This window comes from Bradyrhizobium sp. Ce-3 (assembly GCF_022835695.1).
In the GTDB taxonomy this organism is placed as follows: Bacteria; Pseudomonadota; Alphaproteobacteria; order Rhizobiales; family Xanthobacteraceae; genus Bradyrhizobium.
In genome coordinates, this window is sequence record NZ_BQUV01000010.1 from 95,215 (window position 1) to 122,124 (window position 26,910).

The window sequence follows — 26,910 nt, forward strand, 5'->3', positions numbered from 1 at the left end:
TCTCTCGTCATTCCGGGGCAGCCCGTAGGGCTGAGCCCGGAATCCATAACCACGATCGTGAGTATGGATTCCGGGTTCGCGCTCCGCGCGCCCCGGAATGACGGTCAGTGTCTCGTTCCAAAAATCTGCCGAGCTTCGGCCGGGCTCGCGATCTCGCGTCCCGCACGCCGCGCGCAGGCGGCGAGGCCTTCGACGAGCTGCCCGTTCGACGTCACCTTGGTGCCATCACCGAGATAGAACGTGTCCTCCAGCCCGCTGCGCAGGTGGCCGCCGAGGTCGGCGGCGCGCTGGTGCAGCGGCCAAATCTCGGCGCGGCCGATCGCAGTGACCTGCCAATGCGCCTCCGGCGCCTTCAGCTTGAGGAGGATCGGCAGCAGCTCCGGATCGGCCGGCATGCCCGAGGCAACGCCCATGACGAAATTGTATTCGAGCGGGCCGGAATACATACCGGTCTGCCGGTACATCCCGACGCAGCGCACGATGCCGACATCGAAGCACTCGAATTCGGGGATCGTGCCGGCCGCCTTCATCACGTCGAGATAGTCCTGCACTTTCTCGACCGCGTTATCGAACATCATCGGCGGCCAGGCCCAGGTGTTGTCGGCCTTGACCTTGAGATAATTCAGCGAACCTGCATTGCAGGCGGCGATCTCGGGCTTTGTCTCGCGCACGCAATCGAGGGCACCCTGGTAATTCGGGCCCGAGGTGCCGGTGGTGTGGTTGATGATCACGCCGGGGCAAGCCTCGCGGATCGCCTGCTGGATCTCCTTGCTGACGTTGACCTCCCATGACGGCAGGTGGCCCTTGTTCAGCTCCTGCTGACGCAGATGGATGTGCATGATGCTGGCGCCGGCGTTGAACGCGGCCCTGGCCTCGCGCGCCATCTGTTCCGGCGTCACCGGAACGTTGTGCTGCTTCGGGTCGGTCAGCACGCCGTTCAGCGCGCAGGTGATGACAGCCTTGTCGCTCATGGGTTTCGTGTCCACTGTGCAGTGCACATGCACTGCTGATGTTACCATGATGAGAACTTTGCCTTCGCGCCATCTTGCGTTGACTGGCTAAGTCAATGCGCTCGCGCCGTAATTCGCCGCCAGCCGGTTAACACAAGACGAGAGGCCCGCGTGACGCATAGCCTTGCTTGCCAAGCAGAAGCGGCGCAGCAAGCCGGCATCACGGGGAGAACGTCATGGTCTCGATCAACCGGCGCACCTGGCTCACCGGCGCAGCAGGCGCGGGGCTGGCCGCGGTCGGTGGCCTTAGGCCATCGCTCGCCGACGACACGCCCGGCGTCACCGCGACCGAGATCAGGATCGGCAGCACCACCTCGCTGAGCGGCCCGGTGTCCGCGCTCGGCGTGCAGGCGCGCTGCCAGGAAGCCTATTTCAAGATGCTGAACGAGCAGGGCGGCATCGCCGGCCGGCAGATCAAGTATATCTATTACGACGACGCGTTCAATCCGGCGAAGACGGTTGAGCAGGTGCGCCGCCTGATCGAGAGCGACAATGTCGCCTTCCTGTTCAACATGCTCGGCACCGCGCCGAACTCATCGGTCGTCAAATACATCAACGCCGCCAAGGTGCCGCATCTGTTCCTGTCGGTGAACGGCGACAAATGGGGCGACTACAAGAGCTATCCATGGACCATGGGCTTTGCGCCGAGCGCGCGTACCGAGGCGCAGGTGTTCGTCAAGTATGCGCTGGGCCAGAACAAGGACGCGAAGTTCGCGGTGCTCTACCAGAATGACGATCTCGGCAAGGATTTCGTCGCCGGCGCCAAGGACGTGCTGGGCGAGCGGTTTGCGACATCGGCGGTGGTCGCCTCGCACGAGGTCACCGATCCGACGATCGATTCCCAGATCGTCGCGCTGCGCGGCGCCAATCCCGACGTGCTGATCTCCGGCAGTACGGCAAAGTTCTGCGCGCAGTCGATCCGCAAGATCTACGAGCTCGGCTGGAAGCCGATGCATTTCATTGCGAGTGGCGCAGCCTCGATCTCTTCGACCATTGCGCCGGTCGGGCTCGACAAGTCGCAGGGCACGATTTCATCGGCCTATGTCAAGGACGTCGCCGATCCGGCGTGGGCCAACGACCCCGTCGTCAAGGATTTCCTCGCCTTCATGGCGAAGTACTTCCCCGACGGCAATCCGAAGGAGGGTTACAGCCTCTACGCCTACACGGTGGCGCAGGTACTCAAGATCGTGCTCGAGCAGTGCAAGGGCAATTTCAGCCGCGACAACATCATGGCGCAGGCCAACAACCTGAAAGACGTCGAAGTGCCGACGCTGCTGCCCGGCATCAAGGTCAACACCAGCCCGACCAACCATCACCCGCTGCAACAGCTGCAGCTGCAACGGATCGAAGGGCCCGGCTGGCTGCGGTTCGGCGAGGTGATTCAGGGCGCGAATTTGTGAGCGGGGAACAAACCCAGGCGTCGTCCCGGCGAAGGCCGGGACCTATAACCACAGCCGTTCATTGCTTCACGAGATCTCTGCCATCTCGTGCCACAGATAGATCACGCGGCATGGGTCCCGGCCTTCGCCGGGACGACAGTTAGGTCAGCGCGCGCTCCTGCCCGGTCCGGTAGATCGCAAGATCCCGCGAGCCGGAGAAGATCGCGCGCGGCTTCAGGCCGTAGAAGCGGCGGATTGAGTGGCTGAAATGGGTGCTGTCCGGATAGCCGATATCCTGCGCGAGATGCGCGAGGTTGATGTCCTGGTTGGCGAAGTGCAGCAGATGTCGCGCACGCTTCCAGGCGCGGAAGGAGCGGAACGAGATTCCGGTCTCCTCCTTGAACAGATGCAGGAAGCGCGAGGGCGACAGCCCGGCCTCGGCGGCGCAGCCGGCCGCGGTCACCGGCTCGCCGGAGAATTGCCCGATGCGGCCGATCGCGCGCACGACGCGCGGATCGAGCACGCGCTGCGGCAGCGCGTCGCCAAAGCACATGGTGTCGAACTCGGCATTCGGGATCGCGTCGCGGTGCTGCATCTCGGCCAGCATCGCATAGGCGTTGCGAATCCGATTCGCGAACAGATGTGAGTCGGGCCCTTGCAGACGGCGCGCGACGGCTTCCAGCGTGCCGTCGGGCACGCTTTCCGGCTCGATCGCAACGCAGATCGCGGAACGATATTCGCTGGTGATGGTGTGGCGCAGGTTCGGCATCGTCACCGCGAGCTCGCCATGGGATTCGCGGCCCTCGCTGGTCGACAGATGCAAGCCGTCGCGGATTGCGACATAGATATGGAATGCGCCGGGACAGCGTTCGCGCGGGCGACCGAGCAACCCGGCATAGAACACCCGTTCCGGCGTGATCAGCATCCGGTGACCGGACTGCTGCTGGCCGGAGCGGCGAACGGATTCCTTGCACTTCGCGTCCACGATCGCGTCCATGGCGGTTCCTCCTCGCGCGGCTCTTTGGGCCGCTGCGGCGGAGCTACCATAGCGCAAATTCGAAGCCTGTCACCGACGCGCTGGATCAATTCAAGGACACATCGACGCTGCCGGGATCAAGGCCGCGTCCGCGGCGCAACGTTCTGTTCCAGCCCGGCTTTTTGCTCCGCCGCTACTGCGCGCCGGTAGCCATCGCGCCGCTGCAGCCGCGTCCAATAGGCCGCGACATTCGGCCCGAAATCCTTGGCGAGGCCGATATTGCTGGCGAGCCGCAGCGCATAACCGTTGGCGATGTCGGCGGCGGTGAAGCGTTCCGCGCAGAGGAATTCCGATTTCGCGGCGGCAGCTTCCACCGCGCGCAAGCGGCCCAGGAACCATTTTGCATAATCGCCGGAGACCTGCGGGTTGCGCCGCTCCTCCGGCTCGAGCTGGCTGTAGCGGAGCACCAATGTCTGCGGAAAGGTCAGCGTCGCATCGGAAAAATACATCCAGTTCAGGAACGCACCATAGGCCGGCTCGTCGACGCCGACGACCAAGGGCGACGGGCCATATTTCGTACCGAGGTAATGGCAGATGCCGGAGGACTCCGTCATTTTGGTTTCGCCGTCGACCATGAACGGGATGGTGCCGAGCGGATTGATGCCGAGATACTCCTTGGCGAACACGCGCGGCGGGAACGGCAGCATCTTCAGCTCATAGGGCAGCCCGAGCTCCTCCAGCATCCAAAGCGGACGGAACGAGCGCGCAGCGTCGCAGTGATAGAGCGTGATCATCAGGCATTTCCCTTCTTCAGGCTGGGCAGCGTACCCATCATCTTGCACAATACCATCAGCATCACCTCGTCGGCACCGCCGCCGATCGAGGTCAGGCGGCTGTCGCGATAGGCGCGGCTGACCGGCGTCTCGTTGGTGAAGCCCATGCCGCCCCAATATTGCAGGCAGGCATCGGTCAGCTCGCGTCCGAGCCGGCCGGCCTTCAGCTTGGCCATGGTCGCGAGCCGCGTGACGTCCTCGCCAGCCACCAGCGCCTCGCCGGCGCGGTAGATCAGCGAGCGCAGCAGCTCGACCTCGGTCTGCATCTCCGCGAGCTTGAAGTGCACCACCTGGTTATCGAGGATCGAGCCGCCGAACGCCTTGCGGCTCCGGGTGTAGTCGATGGTCGCGTTGATGATGAATTCATGCGCCTTCAGGCAGGCCGCCGCGCCCCACAGCCGCTCCTCCTGGAACTGGATCATCTGGTAGGTGAAGCCTTGGCCCTCCTCGCCGATCCGGTTGCGCCTGGGCACCCGGACATTGTCGAAGAAGATCTGCGCGGTGTCTGACGAGCGCATGCCGAGCTTGTCGAGCTTGCGCGCGACCTGCACGCCCCTGGTCTTCATCGGCACGCAGATCAGCGACTTGTTGCGATGGACCGGACCGTCGCTGGTGTTGGCGAGCAGGCAGATCCAGTCGGCCTGGGTGCCGTTGGTGATCCACATCTTGCCGCCATTGATGACGTAATCGTCGCCGTCGGAGCGCGCATGGGTCTTGATCGAGGCGACGTCGGAGCCGGCGCCGGGCTCGGAGACGCCGATGCAGGCGACCTGGTCGCCCGCAATCGCCGGCGTCAGGAATTCGCGGCGCACCTCGTCGGAGCCGAACCGCGCCAGCGCGGGCGTCGCCATATCGGTCTGCACCCCGATCGCCATCGGCACACCGCCGCAGGTGATGGCCCCCAACTCCTCGGCCATCATCAGCGCATAGGAGTAATCCAGCCCCTGGCCGCCGAACGCGACCGGCTTGTTGAGGCCGAGGAAGCCGAGATTGCCGAGCTTCTTGAACAGTTCATGCGCAGGGAAGATTTCGGCCTTCTCCCATTCGTCGACATGCGGATTGATCTCGGCCGCGATGAATTTTTGGAGAGCGCGGCGCGGTTCGTCATGGTCGGCGGTGAAGAGCATGGTCTATTCCTCGTCATTCTCGGTGCGCAATTGCGCACCTCAGGGCGACCGCCTAGCGGGCGAGCCCGGAATCCATTTCAAATCGAATCCTGCGGCCCGATGGATTCCGGGCTCGCGCTCCGCGCGCCCCGGACCGACAATGGATCACAACCCCATCTGCCTTGACGCGAGATCCTTCATGATCTCCTCGGTGCCGCCGCCGATGGCGTTGACCTTGACCTCGCGGTAGATGCGCTCGACCTTGACGCCGCGCATGAAGCCGGCGCCACCGAAGATCTGCACCGCCTCGGAGGCGCAATGCGCCATGGTCTGCGTCGCCTGGTTCTTCATCATGCAGATCTCGGCGACCGGACTTTCGCCCTGGCCGAGCCGCCATGCCAGCATTTCCAGCATCGCCTGCGAGGCCGCGACCTTCTGCGCCATGTCGACGATCTTGTGTCTGATCACCTGATGCTGCGCGATCGGTTTGCCGAAGGTCTTGCGCTCCTTGGCATAGGCGATCGCCTCGTCGAGGCAGACCCGCGCATAGGCGGTGCAGCCCGCCGCCATGCCCATGCGCTCGCTGTTGAAGTTCTGCATGATGATCTTGAAGCCCTGGCCCTCCTCCCCGATCAAATTCTCGACCGGCACGCGGCATTCGTCGAAATGCAAGGTCGCGGTATCCGACGCCCACCAGCCCATCTTCTTCAGCTTGGTGCGGGACAGGCCCGGCGTGTTGCCCTCAACGAGCAGCAGGCTGACGCCGCCGGGGCCCTCGCCGCCGGTGCGGACCGCGACCGTCAGGTAGTCGGCGCGCATCCCCGAGGTGATGAAGGTCTTCTCGCCGCTGACGACGTAATGGTCGCCGTCGCGCCGCGCCTTGGTACGCAGATTCGCGACGTCGGAGCCGCCGCTCGGCTCGGTGATCGCGAGCGCGGAGATCTTCTTGCCGGCAAGCACCTCCGGCAGCACCCGCGCCTTGACCTCGGGCCGCGCGGCACGGGCGATCGGCGGCGACCCGATGGTGTGGCTCATCAGGCTCGAGGAGACGCCACCGGCGCCGGCGCGCGCCAGCTCCTGCGAGGCCACGATCTTCATGAACTGGTCGGCGGCGATCCCGCCATATTCCTCGGGGAAGCCGAGCCCAAGCAACCCGATCTCTGACGCCTTGGCATAGAGCTCGCGCGGAAACTCGCCCTCCTCGTCCCATTGATGGGCATAAGGCTCGATTTCCCTGGCCACAAAGCGCCGCATCACCTCGCGAAAGGCCTCATGCTCGCCGGTGTAGAACGGGTTTGCCATCCGCATGCTCCATTGATTCTCGCGCCCGACGATGTCCGGATTTCTCCCGGTTCACTTGCGTCGAGTGGCTGTCGGCCGGACCGGGTCTCGGGGTAGACTATTGGCCAGCCAGTAAACGCAAGACAGTATCCCGATACGCCCCCTCCACTGCCAATTCATGGCATCAATCGAGCCGGGAACAGGCGGCGCAAGACCACCGTTCCGGAGGAGGGACATGTGCCGGTTCGTTACTACGACTGGATCGCGCATCATCGCCGGCGCACGCCGGACAAGATGGCGCTTGTCGATCTCGCAAGCGGACGCCGCTTTAGCTATGCGGAGCTCGACGCCCGCGTATCGCGGCTCGCCGCCTGGCTGCGCGACGGGCTGAAGGTCGCGCGCGGCGACCGCGTGGCGGTGCTGGCGCTGAACACATCCGATACGATGGAAGTGCAGTTCGCCTGCTTCCGGATCGGCGCGGTCTTCCTGCCGCTCAACACCCGCCTCACCGTCCCCGAGCTGCGCTACATCACGGGCGACGCTTCGCCCAAGGTGATGATCCATGACGACGACCTCGCCGAGACCGCGCTTGCGGTCGCCAAGCTCTGCAATGTCGCTGCGACGGTGCGGCTTGGTCCCGGCGGTGCCTATGAGGCCGGAATCGCAGCGGCCAAGCCGCTCGAACGGTTCGAGGAGGTCACGCTCGATGACATCTCGACCATCATGTACACCTCAGGCACCACGGGCCAGCCCAAGGGCGCGATCATCACGCACGGGATGACGTTCTGGAATTGCGTCAATCTCGGCGGCCCCGCCTATATCTCGCCGGCCTCGGTGCTGCTGACGGTGTTGCCGCTGTTCCACACCGGCGGGCTGAATTGTTACACCAACCCGGTGCTGCATGCCGGCGGCGCCGTGCTGATCATGCGCGCGTTCGATCCCGGCGAGGCGCTGAGGCTGATCGGCGATCCCGCACAGGGCATCAACGTGTTCTTCGGCGTGCCCGCGATCTACCAGTTCATGGCGCAGCATCCGAGCTTTGCGACCGCGGATTTCAGCCGGCTGATGATCGGCGGCGTCGGCGGTGCGCCGATGCCGGTGCCGCTGCTGAAAACCTGGGAGGCGCGTGGTGTCGCGCTGCAGCAGGGCTACGGCATGACCGAGACCTCTCCGGCCGTGATGGTGCTCGACCGCGAGGATGCCGCGCGCAAGGCCGGATCGTCCGGCAAGCCGGTGCTGCATACCGAAGTGCGGATCGTGCGGCCCGATGGCAGCGATGCCGCGGTCGGCGAGCTCGGCGAGCTCTGGGTCAAGGGGCCGAACATCACGCCGGGCTACTGGAACCGGCCGGACGCCAATGCATCGTCGTTCACCGACGGCTGGCTGCACACCGGCGACGCCACACGGATCGACGAGGAAGGCTTCTACTACATCGTCGACCGCTGGAAGGACATGTACATCTCCGGCGGCGAGAACGTCTATCCGGCCGAGGTCGAGAGCGTGCTGCACCAGTTGGCGGCCGTGGCCGAAGCCGCCGTGATCGGCATCCCGAACGAGCAATGGGGCGAGGTCGGCATGGCTGTGATCGCGGTGAAGCCGGGCCATACGCTGACGCCGGCGGAGATCCACACGCATTGCCAGGCCAATCTGGCGCGGTTCAAATGCCCGCGCCTGATTGAGTTCATCGATGCCCTGCCGCGGAATGCGACAGGCAAAATTCATAAGCCGACGCTGCGGCAGCAATTCAGCCAGCCGAAGCCGACCGATACTGCGGCATGATCTCGGGACGCACGTCGCGTCTTGGTGGTCATGTCGAGAGTTGCCCGTAACCGTCTGCCGGGACCGGCTATGGGTTCGTTGCGTTGAGTCCCCAACCAAAATAGATCGAGGAAATTGCTTTTATGAAAACCACCAAATTGTCGCTGCTGGCCGCCGCCGCGGCGCTCTGCCTGCTCTCCACCCAGGCCGCCTTTGCCCAGAAGAAGTATGACACCGGCGCCTCCGACACCGAGATCAAGATCGGCAATGTCGAGGCCTATAGCGGTCCCGCCTCCGCCTACGGCGTCATCGGCAAGACCGAAGATGCCTATTTCAAGATGATCAATGATCAGGGCGGCATCAACGGCCGCAAGATCAACTGGATCTCCTATGACGACGGCTACTCGCCACCCAAGACCGTGGAGCAGATCCGCAAGCTGATCGAGAGCGACGAGGTGTTCCTGGTGTTCAACGCGCTGGGCACGCCGACCCAGACCGCGGTGCAAAAGTATCACAACGCCAAGAAGGTGCCGCAGCTGTTCCTCGCCACCGGCGCCAGCAAGTGGAACGATCCGAAGGATTTCCCGTGGACGATGGGCTTCCAGCCGAGCTACCGCGTCGAGGCGCGGATCTTCGGCAAGTACATTCTCAAGGCCAAGCCGGATGCCAAGGTCGCGATCTTCTATGCCAATGACGATTTCGGCAAGGACTACCTGATCGGCCTCAAGGAAGTGCTCGACAAGTCGAGCGTCAAGATCGTCGCCGAGGAAAGCTACGAGACCACGGAGCCCTCGATCGATTCCCACATCGTCAAGCTGAAGGACACCGGCGCCGACGTGTTCGTCAACATCTCGACGCCGAAATTCGCCGCCCAGGCGATCAAGAAGATCGCCGAGCTCGGCTGGAAACCGATGCAGGTGATGACCGACGTCTCGATCTCGATCGGCGCGGTCATGAAGCCCGCCGGGCTCGAGGCCTCGGAAGGCGTGCTGTCGGCCGGCTATCTGAAGGACGCCTCCGATCCGCAGTGGAAGAATGACGAGGGCATGAAGAAGTTCATGGCCTTCGCCGAAAAGTACATGCCGGGCGCCAACCTCGCCGACGCCAACCTGGTCTATGGCTACGCCGCGGCGCAGACCATGGTGCAGGTGCTGAAGCAGGCCGGCGACAACCTGACGCGCGAGAACGTGATGAAGCAGGCCGCCAGCCTGAAGGATTTCACGCCCGACACCCTGATCCCCGGCATCCGGATCAACACCAGCGCGACCGACTTCGCGCCGGTCGAACAGCTCAAGATGATGCAGTTCAAGAACGGACAGTGGGAGCTGTTCGGCGACATCATCAGCGCCGAAACCGGCGGCTAGCGCCAGGCGCTTCGCAACCAACCATCAGCCGTCGCGAAGCCGCCCAATCGGGCGGCTTCGTTGTTTCGGCCAGCCCTGTCACCGTCACCCCCGCGCAAAGGCTTCGCCTTTGTCGCTGGAGGAGCCGCGCAGCGGCGTCTCGAAGGGTCGACGGCCCCCGCTGGTGGCCGTGCATCCTTCGAGGCTCGCAAGAGCTCGCACCTCAGGATGACGGGACAGGCATCGCGATTCTGTCGACGTTATCCCGGCAAAAAAATCGCGAACGGCTCGTCGATCGTGCGACGCAGATGCTCGCGATAGAGTGCGTAGTTGGCATCATCGGCCGACACCCGGCCAAGGCTCGGCTTCGATACGTTCTTCACCGGCAGGAACGCGATCGGCGCGGCGACCGGCGTCAGCAGCGAGCCGCGGCCGGCGAGCAAGGTCGTGATGATGCCGTACATCTCGCCGGAATTGCGCGGCCGTGAGACCGTGATCACGCGGTGCTGGCCGTGCCTGTTGGTCACGAGATAGACGAAGCCGGATTCATTCGGCACCGCGACCTCGCCGTACTGGGTGTAATCGGTGTCCTGCCGCTCGCCCTCGCGAAAGCCGAGCGATGATGTCGCTTCGTCCCAGGCGATCTCGGTGCGATAGGCATAGAACGCGCCCGGCTCGCCGAACGATGGACGCACCGTGATGTAGGTGCCTTCGATCCGCGCCACCGCGCGGCGGGAATAGGACCCGAGGCTGTCGGGCGCGATCCCGCCATTGGCCGGCGTTGCCACCGTGATCGCCTCCGGCAGCTTGCGCAAGGACACACCGAGCGCCTGCTCGAGCCGCACGGTGGTCGCCAGCGTGAACGGGCGGCGGCCGCCGAGCACCTTCTCCAATGTCGAGAGGCTGAGCTTGGCCTGCTCGGCCAAGGCCTGCCGCGAGATCCGGCGGCGCGCGATCTCCTCGCGAATGGTCTCCGCGACCTGCCGGCTCTGTTCGGCTGAAAGCTGCTTGTCCGGCGTCGGCATCCCTGATTCCTGCCCGATTCCTTGATTCCGCGCAGTCTAGCAGACCGGACAATCCATCACAAAACCGTACAAACCCGCCTCGGCGGACGGCGGGCCGCGCCGGACGGCGGCCAATCATTGCCGATCATTCTGCTCGCGCCGAAACCGCCGCTCTTCATGATTGCGAAGCAGCGAAAGCCTCGCTCGGAGTGACGAAAATGACGATTTACGATGCATGTGAGAGCAGCCCGCAGATCCGCCTGTCGCGCCGGATGCGCATTGCGCTGTTCTTCCTGGTGGAAGGTGTCGCCGCGCTGGCGATCGGCTTTGCGGCGCTGTTCGTGAGCTTCGATCCGGTGTGGTCGGCGGAGTTACCCCAACAGGCGGTACTGCGGCCGTCTGACGCGCGCTCCGGCTCGCTGCTGTTCAAGACCGACGACGGCTACCGGGATGCGCTGCGGCTCGGGGTCGATGTCGACCTCACCGTGTCGGGCCCGACCGTCCGCGCCCGCGTCACCCAGATCTTCCGCAACCCGACCAAGGACTGGGTCGAAGCGACCTACGTCTATCCGCTGCCGGCCGGCGGCGCGGTCGACACGCTGAAGATGGTGGTCGGCGACCGCATCGTGGTCGGCGACATCAAGGAGCGGCAGCAGGCCCGCGCGATCTACGAGCAGGCCAAGCAGAACGGCCAGAAGGCCGCGCTCACCGAACAGGAGCGGCCCAACATCTTCACCAACTCGGTGGCCAATATCGGTCCCGGCGAAACCGTGCTGGTGCAGATCGAATATCAGGAACCGGTGCAGCAGAACGGCAGCGAGTTCTCGCTGCGGGTGCCGATGGTGGTCGGGCCGCGCTACAATCCGCGCCCTGTCGTGCAGAGCGTCGACCTTCGTGCGGATGGCAGCGGCTGGGGCGCCACCACGACCGATCCGGTGCCGGACCGCGACCGCATCTCATCCGAGGTGCTCGATCCCGCCACCAATGCGCCGATCAATCCGACCAACATCACCGTGCACCTCAACGCCGGCTTCCCGCTCGGCGAGGTGAAGAGCCATTTCCACCAGGTCAGGATCGAGAGCCCCGACAATGCCACGCGCATCGTCAAGCTCGCCGAAGGCCCGGTGCCGGCCGATCGTGATTTCGAGCTGACCTGGAAGCCGGCCGCCGAGAAGGCGCCGTCGGTCGGGCTGTTCCGCGAGCATGTCGGCAATTCCGACTATCTGCTGGCCTTCGTGACGCCGCCCTCGGTCGAGCAGGCGCAACAGAAGCAGCTGCCGCGCGAGGTGATCTTCGTGATCGACAATTCCGGCTCGATGGGCGGCACCTCGATCATCCAGGCCAAGGCCAGCCTCCTCTACGCGCTCGGCCGCCTGCAGCCGACCGATCGCTTCAACGTGATCCGCTTCGACGACACCATGGACATGCTGTTCCCGGCGCCGGTCGCGGCCAACAGCGCCAATATCGGCAACGCAACATCGTTCGTCAGCGCGATCCAGGCCCGCGGCGGCACCGAGATGGTGCCGGCGATGCGCGCCGCGCTCTCCGACACCAACCACGACGACAATTATGTTCGCCAGGTCGTGTTCCTGACCGACGGCGCGATCGGCAACGAGCAGCAATTGTTCGAGACCATCAGCGCGCTGCGCGGCCGCTCGCGGATCTTCATGGTCGGGATTGGCTCGGCGCCCAACACCTATCTGATGACGCGCGCCGCCGAGCTCGGCCGCGGCACCTTCACCCATATCGGCTCGGTCGAGCAGGTCGACGAGCGGATGCGCGATTTGTTCGCCAAGCTGGAGAACCCGGCGGTGACCAATCTCTCCGCGAAATTCTCCGAGGCGACCGCCGACCTGACGCCGTCGGCGATGCCCGACGTCTATCGCGACGAGCCGCTGGTGCTGGCCGCGAAGCTCGACAAGCTTGCCGGCGCGGTCGAGATCAAGGGCCGCATCGGCGACCGTCCGTGGAGCGTGACGCTGCCGCTCGCGAATGCCGCCGAAGGCAAGGGCCTGTCGAAACTGTGGGCGCGCCGCAAGATCGCGGATGCCGAGGTTGCGCGCACCACGCGGCAGGCGAGCCCCGAAGACGCCGACAAGACCATCCTCGCGCTGGCGCTGGAGCATCAGCTCGTCACGCGGCTGACCAGCCTCGTTGCGGTCGACAAGACGCCGAGCCGGCCCGAAGGCGAGCCGCTGAAGCTTTCCGAGCTGCCGCTCAACCTGCCCGCCGGCTGGGATTTCGCAAAGGTGTTCGGCGAGCGTCCGAGCCTGCCTGCCGCTCCTGGCGAGCGTCGCGCCGACGCCGGCAACGGCAAGGTGCAACTCGCCGCGCTGAAGCGGTCACCGGTCGCCACACAACGTCCCGGTACCATCCAGCTGCCGAAGACCGCGACCGATGCCGAGCTGAAGATGATCGCGGGCGTGATCCTGCTCACGGTCAGCCTGCTGCTTCTGGTGTTCAACCGGCGTCAGACGTCGCCCCAATGACGTCGGATGAAAGGAGGAGGTGCCCCCCGACCTCCTCCTTTCCAAGAGCGCGCGCGGCCTTCCCACCCGTCCCCCAGGGGCCGCGCGCGCAACTTTTCTCACCAAGCGTCATTGCGAGCGAAGCGATTTGTCCGCCGAAGCCTTGGCGAAGGCGGAAGCAATCCATGTCGCCACACGGGGAAAGATGGATTGCTTCGTCGCTTCGCTCCTCGCAATGACGAGGAACAATGAAGATGCGCCGCGTCATCCTCCCGCTCGCCTTCGCCCTCATCGGCCTGATCCTGTTCGGCGAGGGCGCCTATATTCACGCCAAGGCGCTGCTCGCGCAGGTGTTGCTGGAACGCGCCTTCGCACAGACAATCGCGACCGGCCAACCGGTGAAGCCGTGGCGCTGGGCCGATACCTGGCCGGTAGCCCGGATCGAGGTGAAGCGCCTGCGCGCTTCCGCGATCGCGCTGGCCGGCAGCAGCGGCCAGGCGCTGGCGTTCGGCCCCGGCCATGTCGAGCAGACCGTCGATGCCGGCGAGCGCGGTGTCGCGGTCTATTCCGCGCACCGCGACACCCATTTCCACTTTCTGAGAGATGTCACGATCGGTGACGAGATCGACGTCACGCGGAGCGACGGCAAGATGTTTCGCTACCGGGCTGACCGCAGCGAGGTCGTCCGCTTCGACCAATCCGGCATCGATCCTCTTACGGGTCGCTATGAACTGGTGCTGTCGACCTGCTGGCCATTCGACGCGCTGACATCGGGCCCGGAGCGCTATCTGTTGCACGCGACCATGATCGAACCGGATTCGCGCCAGGACAAATCGGGTTCCTGATCCGCATCAATTTCGCCTGCCGGGATATTGCGCGCGATACCCAGACTTGCGTCCGCGTGAGTTGCCACCCCCTTTCCTCAGCCATAAAAACAATGAAAAATCGCCTCCTGCGGTGGTCGACCGTGGGCCAGAGGAAACAAGCAGAAAAAGGATAAGGGCAGGCTCCATGGAAGCTTACGCAAGCACCGCGTCTCACGTGTCCCACAAATGGGCGCCGCCCGCTGACGCCAGCGATATCGTCAAGAGCATCCATGCGATGCTGCACCCGCGCAACATCGTGCTGGTCGGCGCCACCGACAAGCCCGGCAACTACGCCGAGCGGATCTGGAACAATCTGGTCAAGTACGGATATGCCGGGGGCCTGTATCCGATCAACGCCAAGCGCGAGGCGATCTGGGGCGTCACCTGCTACAAGGATTTCGCCAGCCTTCCCGAAAAGCCCGACCATGTGCTGGTGCTGGTGCCGGCCCGCTTTGCCGTACAGGTGATCCGCGATGCGGCCGCAGCCGGCGCGCGCTCGGCGACCATCGTCACGTCAGGCTTCAGCGAACTGCAGGATGAAGAGAGCCAGCGGCTCGCGGTTGAGCTGAAGCAGGCGATCAAGGAGACCGGGCTTGCGGTCACCGGCCCGAATTGCCTGGGCAATCTCAGCGCCGGCGAGAACCTGTTCACCAATATCGACGACCGCATCGTCACCATGGAGCAGGGCGCGGTGGCGATCGCCGGCCAATCCGGCGCGATCGTGATGGCGATCCGCCAGGCGCTGGAGGATCGCGGCGTCGGCGTCGGCTACATGGTCACGACCGGCAATGAATCCGGCCTCGAGACGCCGGACCTGATGAGCTATTTCGCCGCCGATCCGAGCATCCGCGTCATCGTGGTCTATCTCGAAGGCGTCAGGAACACCAAGGTATTCCGCGATGCCTGCAAGGCGGCCCGCGCCGCCGGCAAGCCGGTGATCGCGCTCAAGCTCGGCGCCTCGGAAGGCGGCCGCGCCGCCGCGATGGCGCATACCGGCGCGCTCGCCGGTTCGATCGAGACGTTCGATGCGATCTCGACCCGCGAGGGCGTGATCCGCGTGCGCGGGCTGGATGAATTGATCGAGACCACCGAATGTTTCGTGCACGTCGATCCGCCGAAGGGCAACCGCCTCGCGGCGGTGTCGCTGTCGGGCGGCAAGCGCGGCCTCCTGATCGACGCATTCTATTCCGCCGGGCTCAACTTCGCGCCGCTGAGCGAGAGCGCATCGGAGCAGCTGGCGAAGATGCTCGGTCCCGGCAGTATCGTCGGCAACCCGCTTGATGCCGGCTTCGCGGCGGTGGTCGATCCGTCCGTCTACATGAAGTCGATCAAGATCATGATCGACGATCCCGATACCGACATCGTCATCATCGATGCCGAGCTGCCGAAGGCGCCGCATGAGCTGCGCGAGCGCAATCTGCGGATCGTCAACGAGATGACGGGCCAGGCCAACAAGCCGGTGATCTACATCAGCGCGATGTCGATCGGCTTCACCGAGTTCACCAAGGGACTGCGCAAGTCGCTGCCCAATATCGCCGTCATGCAGGGCCTCGACCGCGCGGTCGGCGCGATCAAGTCGCTGATCGAATATGCCGGGCTGCGCAAGGAAGTCCCCGACATCGTGTCGAGCTCGAAGGCGTCGGCGCGCGCTGTGCTGGAGAAGACGCTGAAGGCTGCCAACGGCGCCGCGGCGCTCGACGAGGTCGCCTCGAAGCAGCTGCTCAAGGCCTACGGCATCCCGATCTCCAAGGAAGACGTCGCGCAGACCGCGGCCGAGGCGGTGAAGATCGCCAAGCAGATCGGCTTCCCGGTGGTCGCCAAGGTGGTCAGCCCCGACATCCTGCACAAGTCGGATATCGGCGGCGTGGTGCTGAACCTCGGCAATGCGGCCGAGGTGAAAAAGGCGTTCAACGACATCACCGCGCGGGTGAAGAAGCTGAAGGGCAAGCCGAAGCTCGAGGGCATCCTGATCGCGCAGCAGGTCAAGGCCGACCTCGAGCTCGTGGTCGGCGCCTCGCTCGATGCCGAGATGGGCCCCGTGGTGCTGTTCGGCACCGGCGGCGTCGATATCGAATTGATGAAGGACGTCGCGCTGGCCGGCGCGCCGCTCGATGCCGCCGAGGCAAAGGAGCTGATCGCGAAGACCAAGGCCGGGGTCAAGCTGAAGGGCTATCGCGGCAAGCCGGCGCTGCACGAAGCGTCGGCGGTGAAGGCCTTGGTCGGGCTCTCCAACCTGATGGCCGACGCCAATGGCCGCATCGCCTCGATCGACGTCAACCCGTTCCTGATCAACAGCAAGCTCGGCGTCGCCGTCGACGGCCTGATCGTCCTGAACAACGCCGCCGCGAACAAGGCCGCGGGGCATTAGGATTCAGACGCTCGCCTTGCTTCTCCCCGTCATCCTGAGGAGCGCGCTCTTGCGCGCGTCTCGAAGGATGCACGGCCCGGCTGGTGGCCGTCGATCCTTCGAGACGCCGCTTCGCGGCTCCTCAGGATGACGAAACTCTGAGCCGCGTCAGCGGTGCGACCGCCACCGCGCGCTAAAGCCCCGCGCCCCACTGCCGCGCGGTCTGCATCACCCAGTCGCGATACAGCGTGAGCGGCGTCACGCCGGTGATGCCGCCGCAGCCGGCGGCGCCGTTCGGCCCCGTCGACCAACTCACCACACCGACGATGACCGGCCCGCTCTGCTTGTCCTCGAACACCGGCGCACCTGAGTCGCCGGTGCAGGCGCCGAGCCCGTCGCGCACGCCTTGCCCGACCGGGTCGACCAGGCGGATCTGCAGCGTGCCGGGCTTGCCGCTCGCGATCAGGCCGGCGACACGAATGCTGCCGCCGCTCTTGCCGTCACCACGCACGGTCACGCCGACGCCCGCGACGGTGAAGCGGCCACCGACCTGGATCGGAATGTTGGGCATGCCGAGCGCGGCCGGCGCCTTGCCCGCGGTTGGCGCCGCGAGCTGCAGCAGCGCGACGTCGGCGGTCGCGACATGATTGGTCATCGCCTGCATCCGAAAGCCGGGATGGATCGCAACCGTCTTGACGTCCTGCAGCTTCGGCTGCCGGTCCGCGCCGTACTCGACGATCTTGTAGTCGGCACCGGGCTGCACGCAATGCGCCGCGGTCAGCACCACCTTCGGCGCGATCAGCGCGCCGGTGCAGAAATTGCCGCGCGAGCCGACGATGGTGACAACCGAGCGCGCAACGCCATCGGTCGACGGCGCACCGCCACCGACGATGGCCGCCGCCGGCGTCGCCATCAATACGGTCAGCAAGGCTGCCGCTCGAATCAAGCTCTTCATGGATCACCGTCGATCTGCATTGAAACCAGGCACATCCGAGGCGCGGCATTGCGTCGCTCACACCGACCTCGAAGAACACGCAATGTTGTACAGAGCATCCGGACCCACACGCGTCAATTGCCTAAATATCTAGGCGTCGATCACTACAGCGTTGAAGTCGCCGCCAGATTCCCGCATCGCGATCTTGCGCCCGCGCCGCCCATCACAGCCCTGTCGCGATATGCAACACTTCCGATCGCGGGCCACGCGATCCCGACGATGCGCCAATGTGAACTGTGTCTCTTGATCCCGCGCGCATCGGCGCCGTAATTTCGACCCGATAGCGATACAACCTCTGGCAGCATACCGCATACTTACCTTCATGACTTTCTGGATGCCGGTGCCGTTGACCTTCAGACGGCTTTCCATCCGCCATTTTGTTGAGTTCGAGGATAATATGAGGATCGCGGTCGTCACGCCGATCAGGCTGTTCAGCGAGGGACTTACCTCGAGTTTCCAGAGCCATGCCGAGTTTGCCGTCGAGGCGGCGGTTTGCGATCTCGCCGGCCTGCGCGAGACGCTCGAGGCCGCCAGCGTGAACGTCATCCTGATTGACGTTACACAGGGCATCGATCTCGACGAGGTGCGCGTGATTGCGAGCGAGCACACGGAGATCGCACTGGTGGCACTCGGCCTCAACGAGGATCGCCGCGACGTGGTCCGCTGCGGCAAGGCCGGATTCAGCGGCTACATCTCCCGCAATGCCAGCTTCGACGAGCTCTGCCGCGCCTTGTCGGACGTCGCATCGGGACGGCTCGCGTGCAGCGCCGAGATCTCCGGCGGCCTGCTGCGCGCACTGTTTTGCATGGAGCGTCAGACGGATACGATCGATGCGGACCAGGGACTGACGCGCCGTGAAGGCGAGGTTCTCAAGCTGATCGGACAAGGCCTGTCGAACAAGGAGATCGCGCGCGATCTCAATCTCAGCCTTGCGACCGTCAAGCATCACGTCCATCACGTGCTGCAGAAACTCGGCCTGCCGCGCCGGGCGCAGGCGATGCGGCGGGTGCGCGAAGCGCCGTGGATCGCATCGGCTTCTCCGGCACCCGATCGGCGCCGCGAACTCGACTGATCCCCGGCATCTGAATTCCGTGTTCGGCCGATCGCCGCGCATTCACGCAGCAGCGTGGAGGAGCGGCGCGTCCTTGTACATGCGCGTGCGTATCGCGCCGTGAGATCGATCCCCGACTAAATCCTTTGATCGATCTTTCCGGACACGAGATCGACCTCATGGATCGATCGATCCGTATCATCGGCTCGATCCTTTCTGATCCACCGCGGTGAATAGGCCTGCCGCCGCACACCTGCCACAACAGCACCGACGCAGCGACATCGCGCTCTTCTGGTTCGCTGCGTGAATGCAAATTGCCGCGGAAGGCGGATCGGCTGCACGCATACGCAGCGGATCGGCCGGGATTGATTTCATGAATCCAGTTGCCGACATCGCTGGTCTGGCTGCCTTGTGGCAGAGAACGTCGGGTGGCGACCCCGCGGTGAAGATCGCGATCATCGACGGCCCCGTCGACCTCACCCATCCTTCGCTCAGGCAGGCCCGCGTCGCGACGGGCGGCGAGTTCGTCGCACCGTCCTCGCCGACGATCCAGTCCGAGCACGGCACCCATGTCACCAGCGTGCTGATGGGCACGCCCGGCAGCCCGGTGCTCGGCGTCGCGCCGAATTGCAGCGCGACGGTGTTCTCGATCTATCGCGAGAATGCCGCCGGGCAGATCGAGCCGTCTTCGCAAAGCACGTTGGCGCTCGCGATCAACCAGGCGCTGGCGGCGGGCGCCGACATCATCAACATCAGCAGCGGCCAGCAATCCGCGACCGGACAGGCCGATCGCATCCTGTTCGACGCCGTCCGCGCCTGCGACCGCGCCGGCAAGCTGATCGTCGCCGCCGCCGGCAATGACGGCTGCCGCTGCGTCCAGGTGCCCGGCAGCCTCGCTCCGGTGCTTGCGGTCGGCGCCTGCGATCTGGCCGGCAATCCGTTGCCCTTCAGCAATTTCGGCGATGCCTATCTCGAGAACGGCATCCTCGCTCCGGGCAAGGAGATCGCCGGCGCTTCGCCGGTCCGCAACATCAGCCTGCGCTCCGGAACGAGCTTCGCGACGCCGATCGTCGCCGGCGTCGTCGCGCTGCTGCTCTCATGCCTGCGCCAGAACGGACGCAAGGCCGATCCGCAAGCCGTCCGTGCGGCACTGCTCGAAAGCGCGGTGCCCTGCGTCAACGACGGCAGCGCCTCGCGCTGTCTCGCCGGACGGCTCGATATTCCCGCGGCTGTCGCCGCCCTGCTTGGCGAGCAGGCGGACGCCGTCATGCCGTCGGGTGCCACGGCCGCGCCTCCCCGCTTCTGGGGAGTGTTCGCGCGCCCTTTCGTCCAACCGTCATCCGCCGCTCAGCCAACTGCAACCAGAGAGGGTTCCATGGGAGATCTATCAGCAATGTCTGCACCATCGGCTCCGCGCATCTTCGGGCCCGATGGCTCGGTCCTGCGAAGCAGCGCCGGGATCATGCCGAGCGAGGCGCAGCCTGCCGCAATGGCGGCACCTGCGGCCGTGGCGGCCGCCGTTGATCAGGGCGCCGTCGCCGCGCCGATCGCAGCACCCGCGCCTTATGCGTATCACGCCCCCCATGCCGGCGGCGACATGGTCTGGATGCCGGCACCGGCACCACAGATGGTGATGCCGCCGATGATGATGCCGCAGATGGCGATGCCGACCGCCGGCATGATGCCGCAAACCTGGCTGCAGCCGCAGCAGCTGCCTGCGCTGATGCCGAGCAATGCGCTGCCCGTCGCAATGCCGCAGACACTGCCGATGTACGAAGCACCCGCCGTGCGGACCAGCGGGAAGAGCTGCGGCTGTGGCGGCGGCATGCGTCCACAGAGCGCTGCAGCCGAATCCACCGGCCAACTCGCCTTCCCGATCGGCAGGCTGTTCTACGATTTCGGCAAGGAAGCCCGCCTCGATTACTTCGTGCAGGCGATCGCCAACTGGCGCGACAGCCTGGTCGGGCGTGGCCTTCCGGCGTTCGGACCGGACCGCGACCGCTCCGGCGATACCTCGGCGCCGTATAATCCGGCGATCATGGCGCGCTACCTGCTCAACCAACCCGAAGGTGAGCATGTGACGCCGGCCGGCCTGGGCAACAACTTCCCGGACGCCGATGCGATCATCTGGACGCTGACAATCGATTCGATTCCGATCTACGCGATCAAGCCGCTCGACGTGTTCGGCCTCGGCTTTTTCGCCGCGCTGATCCTGGCGCTCTGGCACCAGGAAGTCTCGCATCTGGATCCGGCCAACGCCCAGACCGTGGTGCCGGCCACGACGTACAGTGAGGACACACCAGCGACCCCGCCTCCCGCATTCCCGGGGCCCGGCGGCGTCGCGCGGGTCTCGATGGCCGGCTGGGTCGACAGCACGGACACGACCAAGCTGCTCAACGGCACCGTCGTGCCGACGCTGGTGACCGACTGGCGCGGCTTCTACCAGTGGGATCTCTTCACACTGTTCGGGCCAGAGCCAGAGTCCTGGCCTAAGGGCGCCCAGGGCTTCCTCGAGCGCATCTACAACGAGTTCCGCAATGTCGGTCTTTCGCCGCAGGATCGGGCACTGAACTACTCGGCGATGAATGCCTATAACACGCGGAAGATCTTTTCCGAAGTCGCCACCAAGGGCCTGCGGCTCGACACCGTCGAAGTCGATCAGAGCGTCATCTGCCGCCCGGATTCGATCTGCCACGACGTGACCTACCGCTTCTTCAACCCAACGGAGGTCCTGACCCAGGCGCGCGAGGTCTATCAGTACACGATCGACGTGAGCGACGTGGTGCCGGTGGCGGTCGGACCGCTGCGGCATTGGGAGGTCTATTGACGCGATTGCTCCTCTGCGCCTGGAGGAGATCAGAACGTGGCGCGAATTGCGTCACGTGGTCCAGGGGATCGACACGATGTGAGCGATCACCTGGGCAACGTCCAGCGACGGCCGCCCCGGTCGGTGTCCACCTTCCGTAGTTGCCGTCAATTCAAACCTGAAGATAGGAGCTGAACATGTACGCAAAGAATGACTTTGAGACGATCAGCAGCGGCGGCGGCAGCGTGCGTAGCCCGACTCAGTGTGAGGGCATCGAGCGCGGTCCGAAGCGGATTGCCGAGGTGGCGACGAACGGATCGGTCAACCCGCAGGGTTGGGGCGATGTGCTCGGCGCGGCGATCCCCGGCGTCCTCGGCGCACTCGGTATCTGATCGCCGAACTCGGGGCCCGACACCGTCGGGCCCCACCTGCCCAAGGAGATCGACATGATGCAGAAATCCACCGCCAGGAGCCCGCAGCAACAGCAGCAGAACGGTCGCCGGATCCAGCCTTCCGGGAAGATCGTCGTGTCATCAGTCGTGAGCCACGCCTCGCTGCTCGCCGCGATCAGCGACCGCAACCCGATCATAGCCAAACGCACCACATCAGACGAAGACGACACCTGACGTCGCCGTCGCCACCCAACCTATGGAGCCGATGCCATGGCAAGAACGCCCCGCAAATCCGGATCCGACAGCGCCGCAGCACCGCCGCCCGCGGAGGCGCCGTCCGCAGCTTCAGGCAGTGCCCAGGCGCCGCGTCCGACAGACCTCGCCCGCGCGGCCCGTCCGGACATTGCCACCACGCCCAAGCCGCCGACAACGCGGGCCTACATGGCGCCCCCGCAGGGCGCCGGCGCTCCGCAACAATTGCGCCATGACGGATCGCCACACGCGGAGGAGCGGCTCAACACCGCGATGAGGATCCTGCTCGATCCGGCGGCGCGCGCGCTTCCGAGCAAGGTCTATTCCGGACAGGCGCGAAACTGGAGTCGTCGATGACCCGCTCCGTACCGAGCGAAGCTTCGATCAGACAGGCTGACAGGCAACGGCGCGTCGGATCCGGTGACGCAGCCGTTGCCATTCGTCGGAGGACAGCATGAGCGACGGCCCCCACCACCCGCTTCCGCGCCGCGCCGTCTGCACGTTCGTCGGCCTCGGAATATTGCTGTTTCTTGCGGCAGGCACCATGCGATGGGCCGGAGCCTGGATATTCCTCGGCGAGATCGCGATCGGCGGGCTGGTCACCGAGGCCTGGCTCTCCCGGCATGATCCGGGATTGCTGGCCGAGCGGCGCACCGCGCGTGGCCAAGCCGGATGGGATCGCGTCATCACTTCGATCATGCCCTTGCTCTGGCTGACATGGCTGCCGCTGATGGCGCTCGACGCGGTGCGCTACCAGACATCGCAGGTCCCCTTCTGGCTGCAATGCGTCGGCGCGGTGATGATCGCCGCATCGTTCTACATCGTGTACCGAACCTACCGGGAAAACAGCTACGCCGCGCCGGTCGTCAAGATCCAGCGCGAACGCGGACACGCCGCGGTGACCACGGGACCCTACGCCTATGTGCGGCACCCGATCTATGCCAGCGGCCTGTTGACCTATGTCGGCACGCCGCTGCTGCTCGGATCATGGTATGGCCTTGCCATCGTGCCCGTCATGGCGGCGCTGCTCGGCTTGCGGTCGATGATGGAGGAGCGGATGCTCGCCGCCGAGCTCGACGGCTATGCCGAATATCTCGGGCGCGTGCGCTACCGCCTGGTGCCGATGGTCTGGTGAACCCGTTCCGCCTGGCGGAGTTTGCCGCAAACTGGCGGCTTGCCTGATCGGCGGCACTTCCAATAAAGAGGGCGGAACGCGCGTTTCCCTGTCTTCGGCCAGAACGGCCGGACGACCCGAGGCGAAGCCGCCGCTTCGCAACGGGCAGGGTTTAGATGATCGAGACTTTGATGATCGAGGCAGTGATCTGGGATTTCGGCGGCGTCTTGACCACCTCGCCGTTCGAGGCATTCGCGCGCTACGAGACCGAGCGCGGCCTGCCGATCGATATCATCCGCCGCACCAACGCCGCCAACCATCTCGACAACGCCTGGGCCAAGTTCGAGCGCGCCGAGATCGGCATCGATGCGTTCGACGAATTGTTCGCCGCGGAATCCAAGGCGCTCGGCGCGGAGGTACGCGGCAAGGACGTGCTGCCGCTGCTCTCCGGCGACCTGCGCCCCGAGATGGTCGAGGCGCTGAAGCGCATCAAGGCGAAATTCAAGACCGGCTGCATCACCAACAATCTGCCGTCGAACGCGATCGGCAGCCATAGCGGGCGCACGCTCTATGTCGCCGAGGTGATGTCGCTGTTCGACCACGTCATCGAGTCCGCAAAGATCGGCCTGCGCAAGCCCGACCCGCGCATCTACCGGATGATGGTCGAGACGCTGCAGGTGAACCCGAAGCACTGCGTCTATCTCGACGATCTCGGCGTCAATCTGAAGCCGGCACGCGAGATGGGCATGACCACGATCAAGGTCGCGAGCGCCGCGCAGGCGATCTCCGAGCTCGAAGCGGCGACCGGCCTCACGCTGAGGTGAAGCGGCTACGCCGCACATTCACGCCGCATTCAGGCGGCGGCTTCTAGGTCTCGGCCTCCCCTGGGTCACGGCGCGATCTCGCGATCGCATCGTGATCCTTTCCTGGTCTGAGCATGATGTTCCGGAACGCCAGCGTCCACGTCTCCGGATCATGCCCGCGGAGGCACATCCCATGAAACGTCTCGTCATAGCCCTGGTCTCGGCTGGTTCGCTGCTGGCCTCGGGCGCAGCGTTCGCGCAGTCAACATCCGCACCGGCAGCCGCGCCGGCGGCTGCTCCCGCGCAGGAGAACACGGCGGCCGCGGCGCCCGTGCCCGGTGCCAAGCGCGCAGCCTGCCAGAGCGCGGCCAAGGCGCTGAAGGGGCAGGATCGGCACGACCAGATGCAGCTCTGCATGGCGCAGGCGCATCTCGACTGCCTGAAGCAGGCGATTGACCAGAAGATCACCGGCCCGCAGCGCAAGGATTTCGTGAAGAGCTGCGCCGGCTAGAGCGTTTCGTCGCCCGGATGGAGCCCTGCATGCATGTCCCTTGTAGCCCGGATGGAGCGCAACGAAATGCGGGGCAGACTATCCGCGGAAAGACCTTCCCGGATTGCGCTTCGCTTCATCCGGGCTACGCGCTCCCCTCTGTATTGCGCTCGGCGGAATACTCCGGAACCATGCGCTAAGCCCATGCCTTTGCGGGCCAAACGAGCCTTGTGCTTTGGCCGCAACGGGCGCAGAACAGGTCCGAGTTCAAGGCAAATCCGGAGCTGATCCTCGTGGCTGACACCAGGCCCACCGCCTCGATCGAGGCCGTGGAGAGCGGCCTCGCCGCACAGGGCTATATTGCGAGTCGGCAGATCGCGACCGCGGTCTATCTGTCGCAGCAGATCGAGAAGCCGATCCTGGTCGAGGGCCCTGCCGGTGTCGGCAAGACCGAGCTGGCGAAGGCGATCGCCGCCTGGCGCGGCATGAAGATGATCCGCCTGCAGTGCTATGAGGGCCTCGACGAGGCCAAGGCGCTGTATGAGTGGAAATACGCCAAGCAGCTGCTCTACACCCAGATCCTGAAGGACAAGCTCGGCGAGGTGCTCGGCGGCGCGCAGACGCTGGCCGCGGCGCTCGACCAGCTCCACACCTTCGGCGACGTGTTCTTCTCCAAGGAGTTCGTCGAGCCACGGCCGCTGCTGCAGGCGCTGGAGCAGCCGGCCGGCTGCGTGCTGCTGATCGACGAGATCGACAAATCGGATGCCGAGTTCGAATCGCTGCTGCTGGAGATCCTCTCGGACTTCCAGGTCACGATCCCCGAACTCGGCACCGTCTCCGCGGTGGCGCCGCCGACCGTGATCCTGACCTCGAACAGTGAGCGCGATCTCGGCGACGCCTTGAAGCGGCGCTGCCTGCATCTGCATATCGGCTTCCCCGAGCAGAAGCTGGAAGAGCGCATCGTCGAGAGCCGGGTGCCCGGCATCTCGCAGACCTTGCGCAAGCAGATGGTCGGCTTCATCCACGAGATCCGCTCGCTGGACCTGAAGAAGCTGCCCTCGGTGAGCGAGGCGATCGACTGGGCGCGCGTGCTGGTGCTGTTGCAGGCGAGCGAACTCGACACCGAGATCGTCAAGGATACGCTCAACGTGCTGCTGAAATACGAGGCCGACATCGAGGCCGCGACGCCGCAGATATCGTCCTTCATCGCCAAGGCGTCGCGCCAGGGCGTATTTAGCTAAATCAAGATGCGCGAGAACCTGCATCGCTTCTTTCGTGCGGCGCGGGGAGCCGGGGTCCGGGTCTCGCCCGCCGAAAGCATCGACGCGATGCGGGCGGTCGCCCAGGTCGGTTTTGCCGACCGCGACATCCTGCGCGACACCTTCCTGCTGACGCTCGCCAAGACCCAGGACGAGAAGCGCGCGCTCGGCGAATGCTTCGATTTGTTCTTCAGCCAGCCCGAGCCGCAGCAGGAGAGCGCCGAGCAGGACAAGGCCAACGACAACAGCGAATCCAGCGCCAACCCGTCGGCCGATGAGCATGGCGACAGCGCGGGCGGCGCCGCCAACGAGGACGTCGGGCCGCTGGCCCAGATGCTGCTGTCGCAGGATCGCTCCGCGATATCGACCGCGATCGCCAACGCCTCCGGCGCCGCCTCACTGCCCGACATCCGCTACTTCACCCAGCGCGGCATCTTCCAGACCCGCATCCTCGATGCGATGGGGATCCAGCGCCTGCGCGACGATATCGACGAGCAGACCACGCGCAATCCGGCGCTCGCCGAGCGGCTGCAGGAAGCGCTCAACGGCCTGCGCGGTACCGTTCGCGACGCGGTCTCGCAAGCCTTGCTGCTCTACGGGCGCGAAGAGACCGAAAACCTGCGCAACGAGATCCTGCGCAACGCGCCGCTGGCGCGGATCGAGCCGCGCCAGGTCGAGCAGATGCGCGCGCTGATCCGCCAGATCGCGCGCCGGCTGCGCGAACGCTATTCCAAGCCGCGCAAGCGTCAGCGCCGCGGCCATCTCGACGTCCGCCGCACGCTGCGGCGAAACGCGGCTTGGGGCGGCGTGCCATTCCTCACCGCGTGGAAGCGCAAGCATCGCGACCGGCCGAAGATCGTCGCGCTGTGCGACGTCTCCGGCTCGGTCGCCCGCGTCTCCGACTTCTTCCTGCTGCTGATCCACAGCCTGCACGAGGTCGTCGACGACGTCCGCTCGTTCGCCTTCTCGGGCCATTTGATCGAGGTCAGCGACATCCTGGAATCGAACTCGCCGGAAGAAGCGATGAAGGAAATCATGTCCAAGGTCGGCTTCGGCTCGTCCGACTACGGCAATTCCTTCGCCGATTTCGAGGACAATTGGATGAGCGCGATCACGCCGCAGACCACAGTGATCGTGCTCGGCGACGCCCGCAGCAACAATCTCGACCCGCGCGCCGACATCCTGCGCCGCATCGGCGAGCGCTCCAAGCGGCTGGTCTGGCTCAACCCCGAGGGCCGCATGGTCTGGGGTTTTGGCGATTCCGAGATGCCGCGCTACGCGACCTTCTGCACCGTGGTGCGGCAATGCGCGACCGCCCGGCAACTCGAGCGCGCCGTCTCCGACATCGTGGCGACCTATCAATAGGATCGGCCGAGGC

At 65.2% G+C, this 26,910-nt stretch carries 23 protein-coding genes; 16 read left to right on the plus strand and 7 right to left on the minus strand.

The window, feature by feature from the left end; genetic code table 11:
* Window positions 1-104 precede the first annotated feature (104 nt).
* Entirely contained in the window at window positions 105-971 is an 867-nt protein-coding gene (locus BRSPCE3_RS29875) for a 3-keto-5-aminohexanoate cleavage protein (protein ID WP_244069926.1), read from the minus strand.
* Between the two features lie 215 nt (window positions 972-1,186).
* Here BRSPCE3_RS29875 and BRSPCE3_RS29880 point away from each other — a divergent pair, with 215 nt between their 5' ends.
* Window positions 1,187-2,410 carry an ABC transporter substrate-binding protein gene (locus tag BRSPCE3_RS29880; RefSeq protein WP_244069927.1) on the plus strand — a complete coding sequence of 408 codons (1,224 nt, stop codon included), beginning with the start codon at window positions 1,187-1,189 and terminating at the stop codon, window positions 2,408-2,410.
* A 139-nt stretch (window positions 2,411-2,549) separates the two neighbouring features.
* On the opposite strand, the gene BRSPCE3_RS29885 is transcribed toward BRSPCE3_RS29880, so the two are convergent.
* The 4 genes from BRSPCE3_RS29885 to BRSPCE3_RS29900 form a co-directional block, all read right to left on the minus strand.
* Entirely contained in the window at window positions 2,550-3,386 is an 837-nt protein-coding gene (locus tag BRSPCE3_RS29885; RefSeq protein WP_244069928.1) for a helix-turn-helix domain-containing protein, read from the minus strand.
* Between the two features lie 116 nt (window positions 3,387-3,502).
* A complete protein-coding gene (locus BRSPCE3_RS29890; protein WP_244069929.1) occupies window positions 3,503-4,159 on the minus strand; it encodes a glutathione S-transferase family protein in 657 nt (218 codons plus the stop codon).
* Window positions 4,159-5,325, minus strand: a complete 1,167-nt coding sequence (locus tag BRSPCE3_RS29895; RefSeq protein WP_244069930.1) for an acyl-CoA dehydrogenase family protein — start codon at window positions 5,323-5,325, stop codon at window positions 4,159-4,161. The genes BRSPCE3_RS29890 and BRSPCE3_RS29895 overlap by 1 nt, the downstream gene beginning before the upstream one ends.
* A gap of 144 nt (window positions 5,326-5,469) precedes the next feature.
* Window positions 5,470-6,606, minus strand: a complete 1,137-nt coding sequence (locus tag BRSPCE3_RS29900) for an acyl-CoA dehydrogenase family protein (protein ID WP_244069931.1) — start codon at window positions 6,604-6,606, stop codon at window positions 5,470-5,472.
* A 216-nt stretch (window positions 6,607-6,822) separates the two neighbouring features.
* Between BRSPCE3_RS29900 and BRSPCE3_RS29905 the strand changes: the two genes are divergently transcribed.
* Together BRSPCE3_RS29905 and BRSPCE3_RS29910 are read left to right on the plus strand one after the other, a co-directional pair.
* Entirely contained in the window at window positions 6,823-8,364 is a 1,542-nt protein-coding gene (locus tag BRSPCE3_RS29905) for a long-chain fatty acid--CoA ligase (RefSeq protein ID WP_244069932.1), read from the plus strand.
* Window positions 8,365-8,486: 122 nt separating this feature from the next.
* Complete coding sequence (locus BRSPCE3_RS29910; RefSeq protein WP_244069933.1) at window positions 8,487-9,707, plus strand: ABC transporter substrate-binding protein; 1,221 nt, start codon at window positions 8,487-8,489, stop codon at window positions 9,705-9,707.
* 239 nt (window positions 9,708-9,946) lie between these two features.
* Here BRSPCE3_RS29910 and BRSPCE3_RS29915 read toward each other — a convergent pair whose 3' ends face one another.
* The gene (locus BRSPCE3_RS29915) at window positions 9,947-10,711 is read right to left on the minus strand and encodes a helix-turn-helix transcriptional regulator (protein ID WP_244069934.1); all 765 of its coding nucleotides are present in this window, start codon (window positions 10,709-10,711) and stop codon (window positions 9,947-9,949) included.
* Between the two features lie 251 nt (window positions 10,712-10,962).
* Here BRSPCE3_RS29915 and BRSPCE3_RS29920 point away from each other — a divergent pair, with 251 nt between their 5' ends.
* The 3 genes from BRSPCE3_RS29920 (at window position 10,963) to BRSPCE3_RS29930 (ending at window position 16,392) form a co-directional block, all read left to right on the plus strand.
* The gene (locus tag BRSPCE3_RS29920; RefSeq protein WP_375709983.1) at window positions 10,963-13,179 is read left to right on the plus strand and encodes a marine proteobacterial sortase target protein; all 2,217 of its coding nucleotides are present in this window, start codon (window positions 10,963-10,965) and stop codon (window positions 13,177-13,179) included.
* Between the two features lie 233 nt (window positions 13,180-13,412).
* A complete protein-coding gene (locus BRSPCE3_RS29925; RefSeq protein WP_244070134.1) occupies window positions 13,413-14,003 on the plus strand; it encodes a class GN sortase in 591 nt (196 codons plus the stop codon).
* A gap of 166 nt (window positions 14,004-14,169) precedes the next feature.
* Window positions 14,170-16,392: an acetate--CoA ligase family protein gene (locus BRSPCE3_RS29930; protein ID WP_244069936.1), complete on the plus strand. Its 2,223-nt coding sequence runs from the start codon at window positions 14,170-14,172 to the stop codon at window positions 16,390-16,392.
* A 172-nt stretch (window positions 16,393-16,564) separates the two neighbouring features.
* Here the strand turns inward: BRSPCE3_RS29930 and BRSPCE3_RS29935 are convergent, their stop codons facing one another.
* Complete coding sequence (locus BRSPCE3_RS29935) at window positions 16,565-17,326, minus strand: trypsin-like serine protease (protein ID WP_244069937.1); 762 nt, start codon at window positions 17,324-17,326, stop codon at window positions 16,565-16,567.
* 436 nt (window positions 17,327-17,762) lie between these two features.
* On the opposite strand from BRSPCE3_RS29935, the gene BRSPCE3_RS29940 reads away from it, so the two are divergent.
* The 10 genes from BRSPCE3_RS29940 (at window position 17,763) to BRSPCE3_RS29985 (ending at window position 26,897) form a co-directional block, all read left to right on the plus strand.
* A complete protein-coding gene (locus BRSPCE3_RS29940; RefSeq protein ID WP_244069938.1) occupies window positions 17,763-18,437 on the plus strand; it encodes a response regulator transcription factor in 675 nt (224 codons plus the stop codon).
* Window positions 18,438-18,789: 352 nt separating this feature from the next.
* Window positions 18,790-21,243 (plus strand): S8 family serine peptidase, encoded by a 2,454-nt coding sequence (locus tag BRSPCE3_RS29945; RefSeq protein WP_244069939.1) that lies wholly within the window; start codon window positions 18,790-18,792, stop codon window positions 21,241-21,243.
* 176 nt (window positions 21,244-21,419) lie between these two features.
* Entirely contained in the window at window positions 21,420-21,614 is a 195-nt protein-coding gene (locus BRSPCE3_RS29950; protein WP_244069940.1) for a hypothetical protein, read from the plus strand.
* Window positions 21,615-21,668: 54 nt separating this feature from the next.
* Window positions 21,669-21,848: a hypothetical protein gene (locus tag BRSPCE3_RS29955; RefSeq protein WP_244069941.1), complete on the plus strand. Its 180-nt coding sequence runs from the start codon at window positions 21,669-21,671 to the stop codon at window positions 21,846-21,848.
* Window positions 21,849-21,884: 36 nt separating this feature from the next.
* On the plus strand, window positions 21,885-22,223 hold the full coding sequence (locus BRSPCE3_RS29960; RefSeq protein ID WP_244069942.1) for a hypothetical protein: 339 nt from the start codon (window positions 21,885-21,887) through the stop codon (window positions 22,221-22,223).
* Between the two features lie 97 nt (window positions 22,224-22,320).
* Window positions 22,321-23,001: an isoprenylcysteine carboxylmethyltransferase family protein gene (locus tag BRSPCE3_RS29965; RefSeq protein ID WP_244069943.1), complete on the plus strand. Its 681-nt coding sequence runs from the start codon at window positions 22,321-22,323 to the stop codon at window positions 22,999-23,001.
* Window positions 23,002-23,171: 170 nt separating this feature from the next.
* Window positions 23,172-23,804 (plus strand): HAD-IA family hydrolase, encoded by a 633-nt coding sequence (locus BRSPCE3_RS29970; protein WP_375709984.1) that lies wholly within the window; start codon window positions 23,172-23,174, stop codon window positions 23,802-23,804.
* 172 nt (window positions 23,805-23,976) lie between these two features.
* Window positions 23,977-24,294, plus strand: a complete 318-nt coding sequence (locus BRSPCE3_RS29975; protein WP_244069944.1) for a hypothetical protein — start codon at window positions 23,977-23,979, stop codon at window positions 24,292-24,294.
* Window positions 24,295-24,560: 266 nt separating this feature from the next.
* Entirely contained in the window at window positions 24,561-25,514 is a 954-nt protein-coding gene (locus BRSPCE3_RS29980) for an AAA family ATPase (RefSeq protein WP_375709985.1), read from the plus strand.
* 6 nt (window positions 25,515-25,520) lie between these two features.
* Window positions 25,521-26,897, plus strand: a complete 1,377-nt coding sequence (locus BRSPCE3_RS29985) for a VWA domain-containing protein (protein ID WP_244069946.1) — start codon at window positions 25,521-25,523, stop codon at window positions 26,895-26,897.
* Window positions 26,898-26,910: the final 13 nt, after the last annotated feature.

Coding starts and splice junctions, on each gene's coding strand:
- BRSPCE3_RS29885 (WP_244069928.1), bottom strand. CDS start 3,386: ATGGACGCGATCGTGGACGCGAAGTGCAAGGAATCCGTTCGCCGCTCC.
- BRSPCE3_RS29890 (WP_244069929.1), bottom strand. CDS start 4,159: ATGATCACGCTCTATCACTGCGACGCTGCGCGCTCGTTCCGTCCGCTT.
- BRSPCE3_RS29975 (WP_244069944.1), top strand. CDS start 23,977: ATGAAACGTCTCGTCATAGCCCTGGTCTCGGCTGGTTCGCTGCTGGCC.
- BRSPCE3_RS29875 (WP_244069926.1), bottom strand. CDS start 971: ATGAGCGACAAGGCTGTCATCACCTGCGCGCTGAACGGCGTGCTGACC.
- BRSPCE3_RS29915 (WP_244069934.1), bottom strand. CDS start 10,711: ATGCCGACGCCGGACAAGCAGCTTTCAGCCGAACAGAGCCGGCAGGTC.
- BRSPCE3_RS29925 (WP_244070134.1), top strand. CDS start 13,413: ATGCGCCGCGTCATCCTCCCGCTCGCCTTCGCCCTCATCGGCCTGATC.
- BRSPCE3_RS29880 (WP_244069927.1), top strand. CDS start 1,187: ATGGTCTCGATCAACCGGCGCACCTGGCTCACCGGCGCAGCAGGCGCG.
- BRSPCE3_RS29960 (WP_244069942.1), top strand. CDS start 21,885: ATGGCAAGAACGCCCCGCAAATCCGGATCCGACAGCGCCGCAGCACCG.
- BRSPCE3_RS29940 (WP_244069938.1), top strand. CDS start 17,763: ATGAGGATCGCGGTCGTCACGCCGATCAGGCTGTTCAGCGAGGGACTT.
- BRSPCE3_RS29985 (WP_244069946.1), top strand. CDS start 25,521: ATGCGCGAGAACCTGCATCGCTTCTTTCGTGCGGCGCGGGGAGCCGGG.
- BRSPCE3_RS29910 (WP_244069933.1), top strand. CDS start 8,487: ATGAAAACCACCAAATTGTCGCTGCTGGCCGCCGCCGCGGCGCTCTGC.
- BRSPCE3_RS29895 (WP_244069930.1), bottom strand. CDS start 5,325: ATGCTCTTCACCGCCGACCATGACGAACCGCGCCGCGCTCTCCAAAAA.
- BRSPCE3_RS29950 (WP_244069940.1), top strand. CDS start 21,420: ATGTACGCAAAGAATGACTTTGAGACGATCAGCAGCGGCGGCGGCAGC.
- BRSPCE3_RS29970 (WP_375709984.1), top strand. CDS start 23,172: ATGATCGAGGCAGTGATCTGGGATTTCGGCGGCGTCTTGACCACCTCG.
- BRSPCE3_RS29920 (WP_375709983.1), top strand. CDS start 10,963: ATGCGCATTGCGCTGTTCTTCCTGGTGGAAGGTGTCGCCGCGCTGGCG.
- BRSPCE3_RS29935 (WP_244069937.1), bottom strand. CDS start 17,326: ATGAAGAGCTTGATTCGAGCGGCAGCCTTGCTGACCGTATTGATGGCG.
- BRSPCE3_RS29900 (WP_244069931.1), bottom strand. CDS start 6,606: ATGGCAAACCCGTTCTACACCGGCGAGCATGAGGCCTTTCGCGAGGTG.
- BRSPCE3_RS29945 (WP_244069939.1), top strand. CDS start 18,790: ATGAATCCAGTTGCCGACATCGCTGGTCTGGCTGCCTTGTGGCAGAGA.
- BRSPCE3_RS29955 (WP_244069941.1), top strand. CDS start 21,669: ATGATGCAGAAATCCACCGCCAGGAGCCCGCAGCAACAGCAGCAGAAC.
- BRSPCE3_RS29930 (WP_244069936.1), top strand. CDS start 14,170: ATGGAAGCTTACGCAAGCACCGCGTCTCACGTGTCCCACAAATGGGCG.
- BRSPCE3_RS29965 (WP_244069943.1), top strand. CDS start 22,321: ATGAGCGACGGCCCCCACCACCCGCTTCCGCGCCGCGCCGTCTGCACG.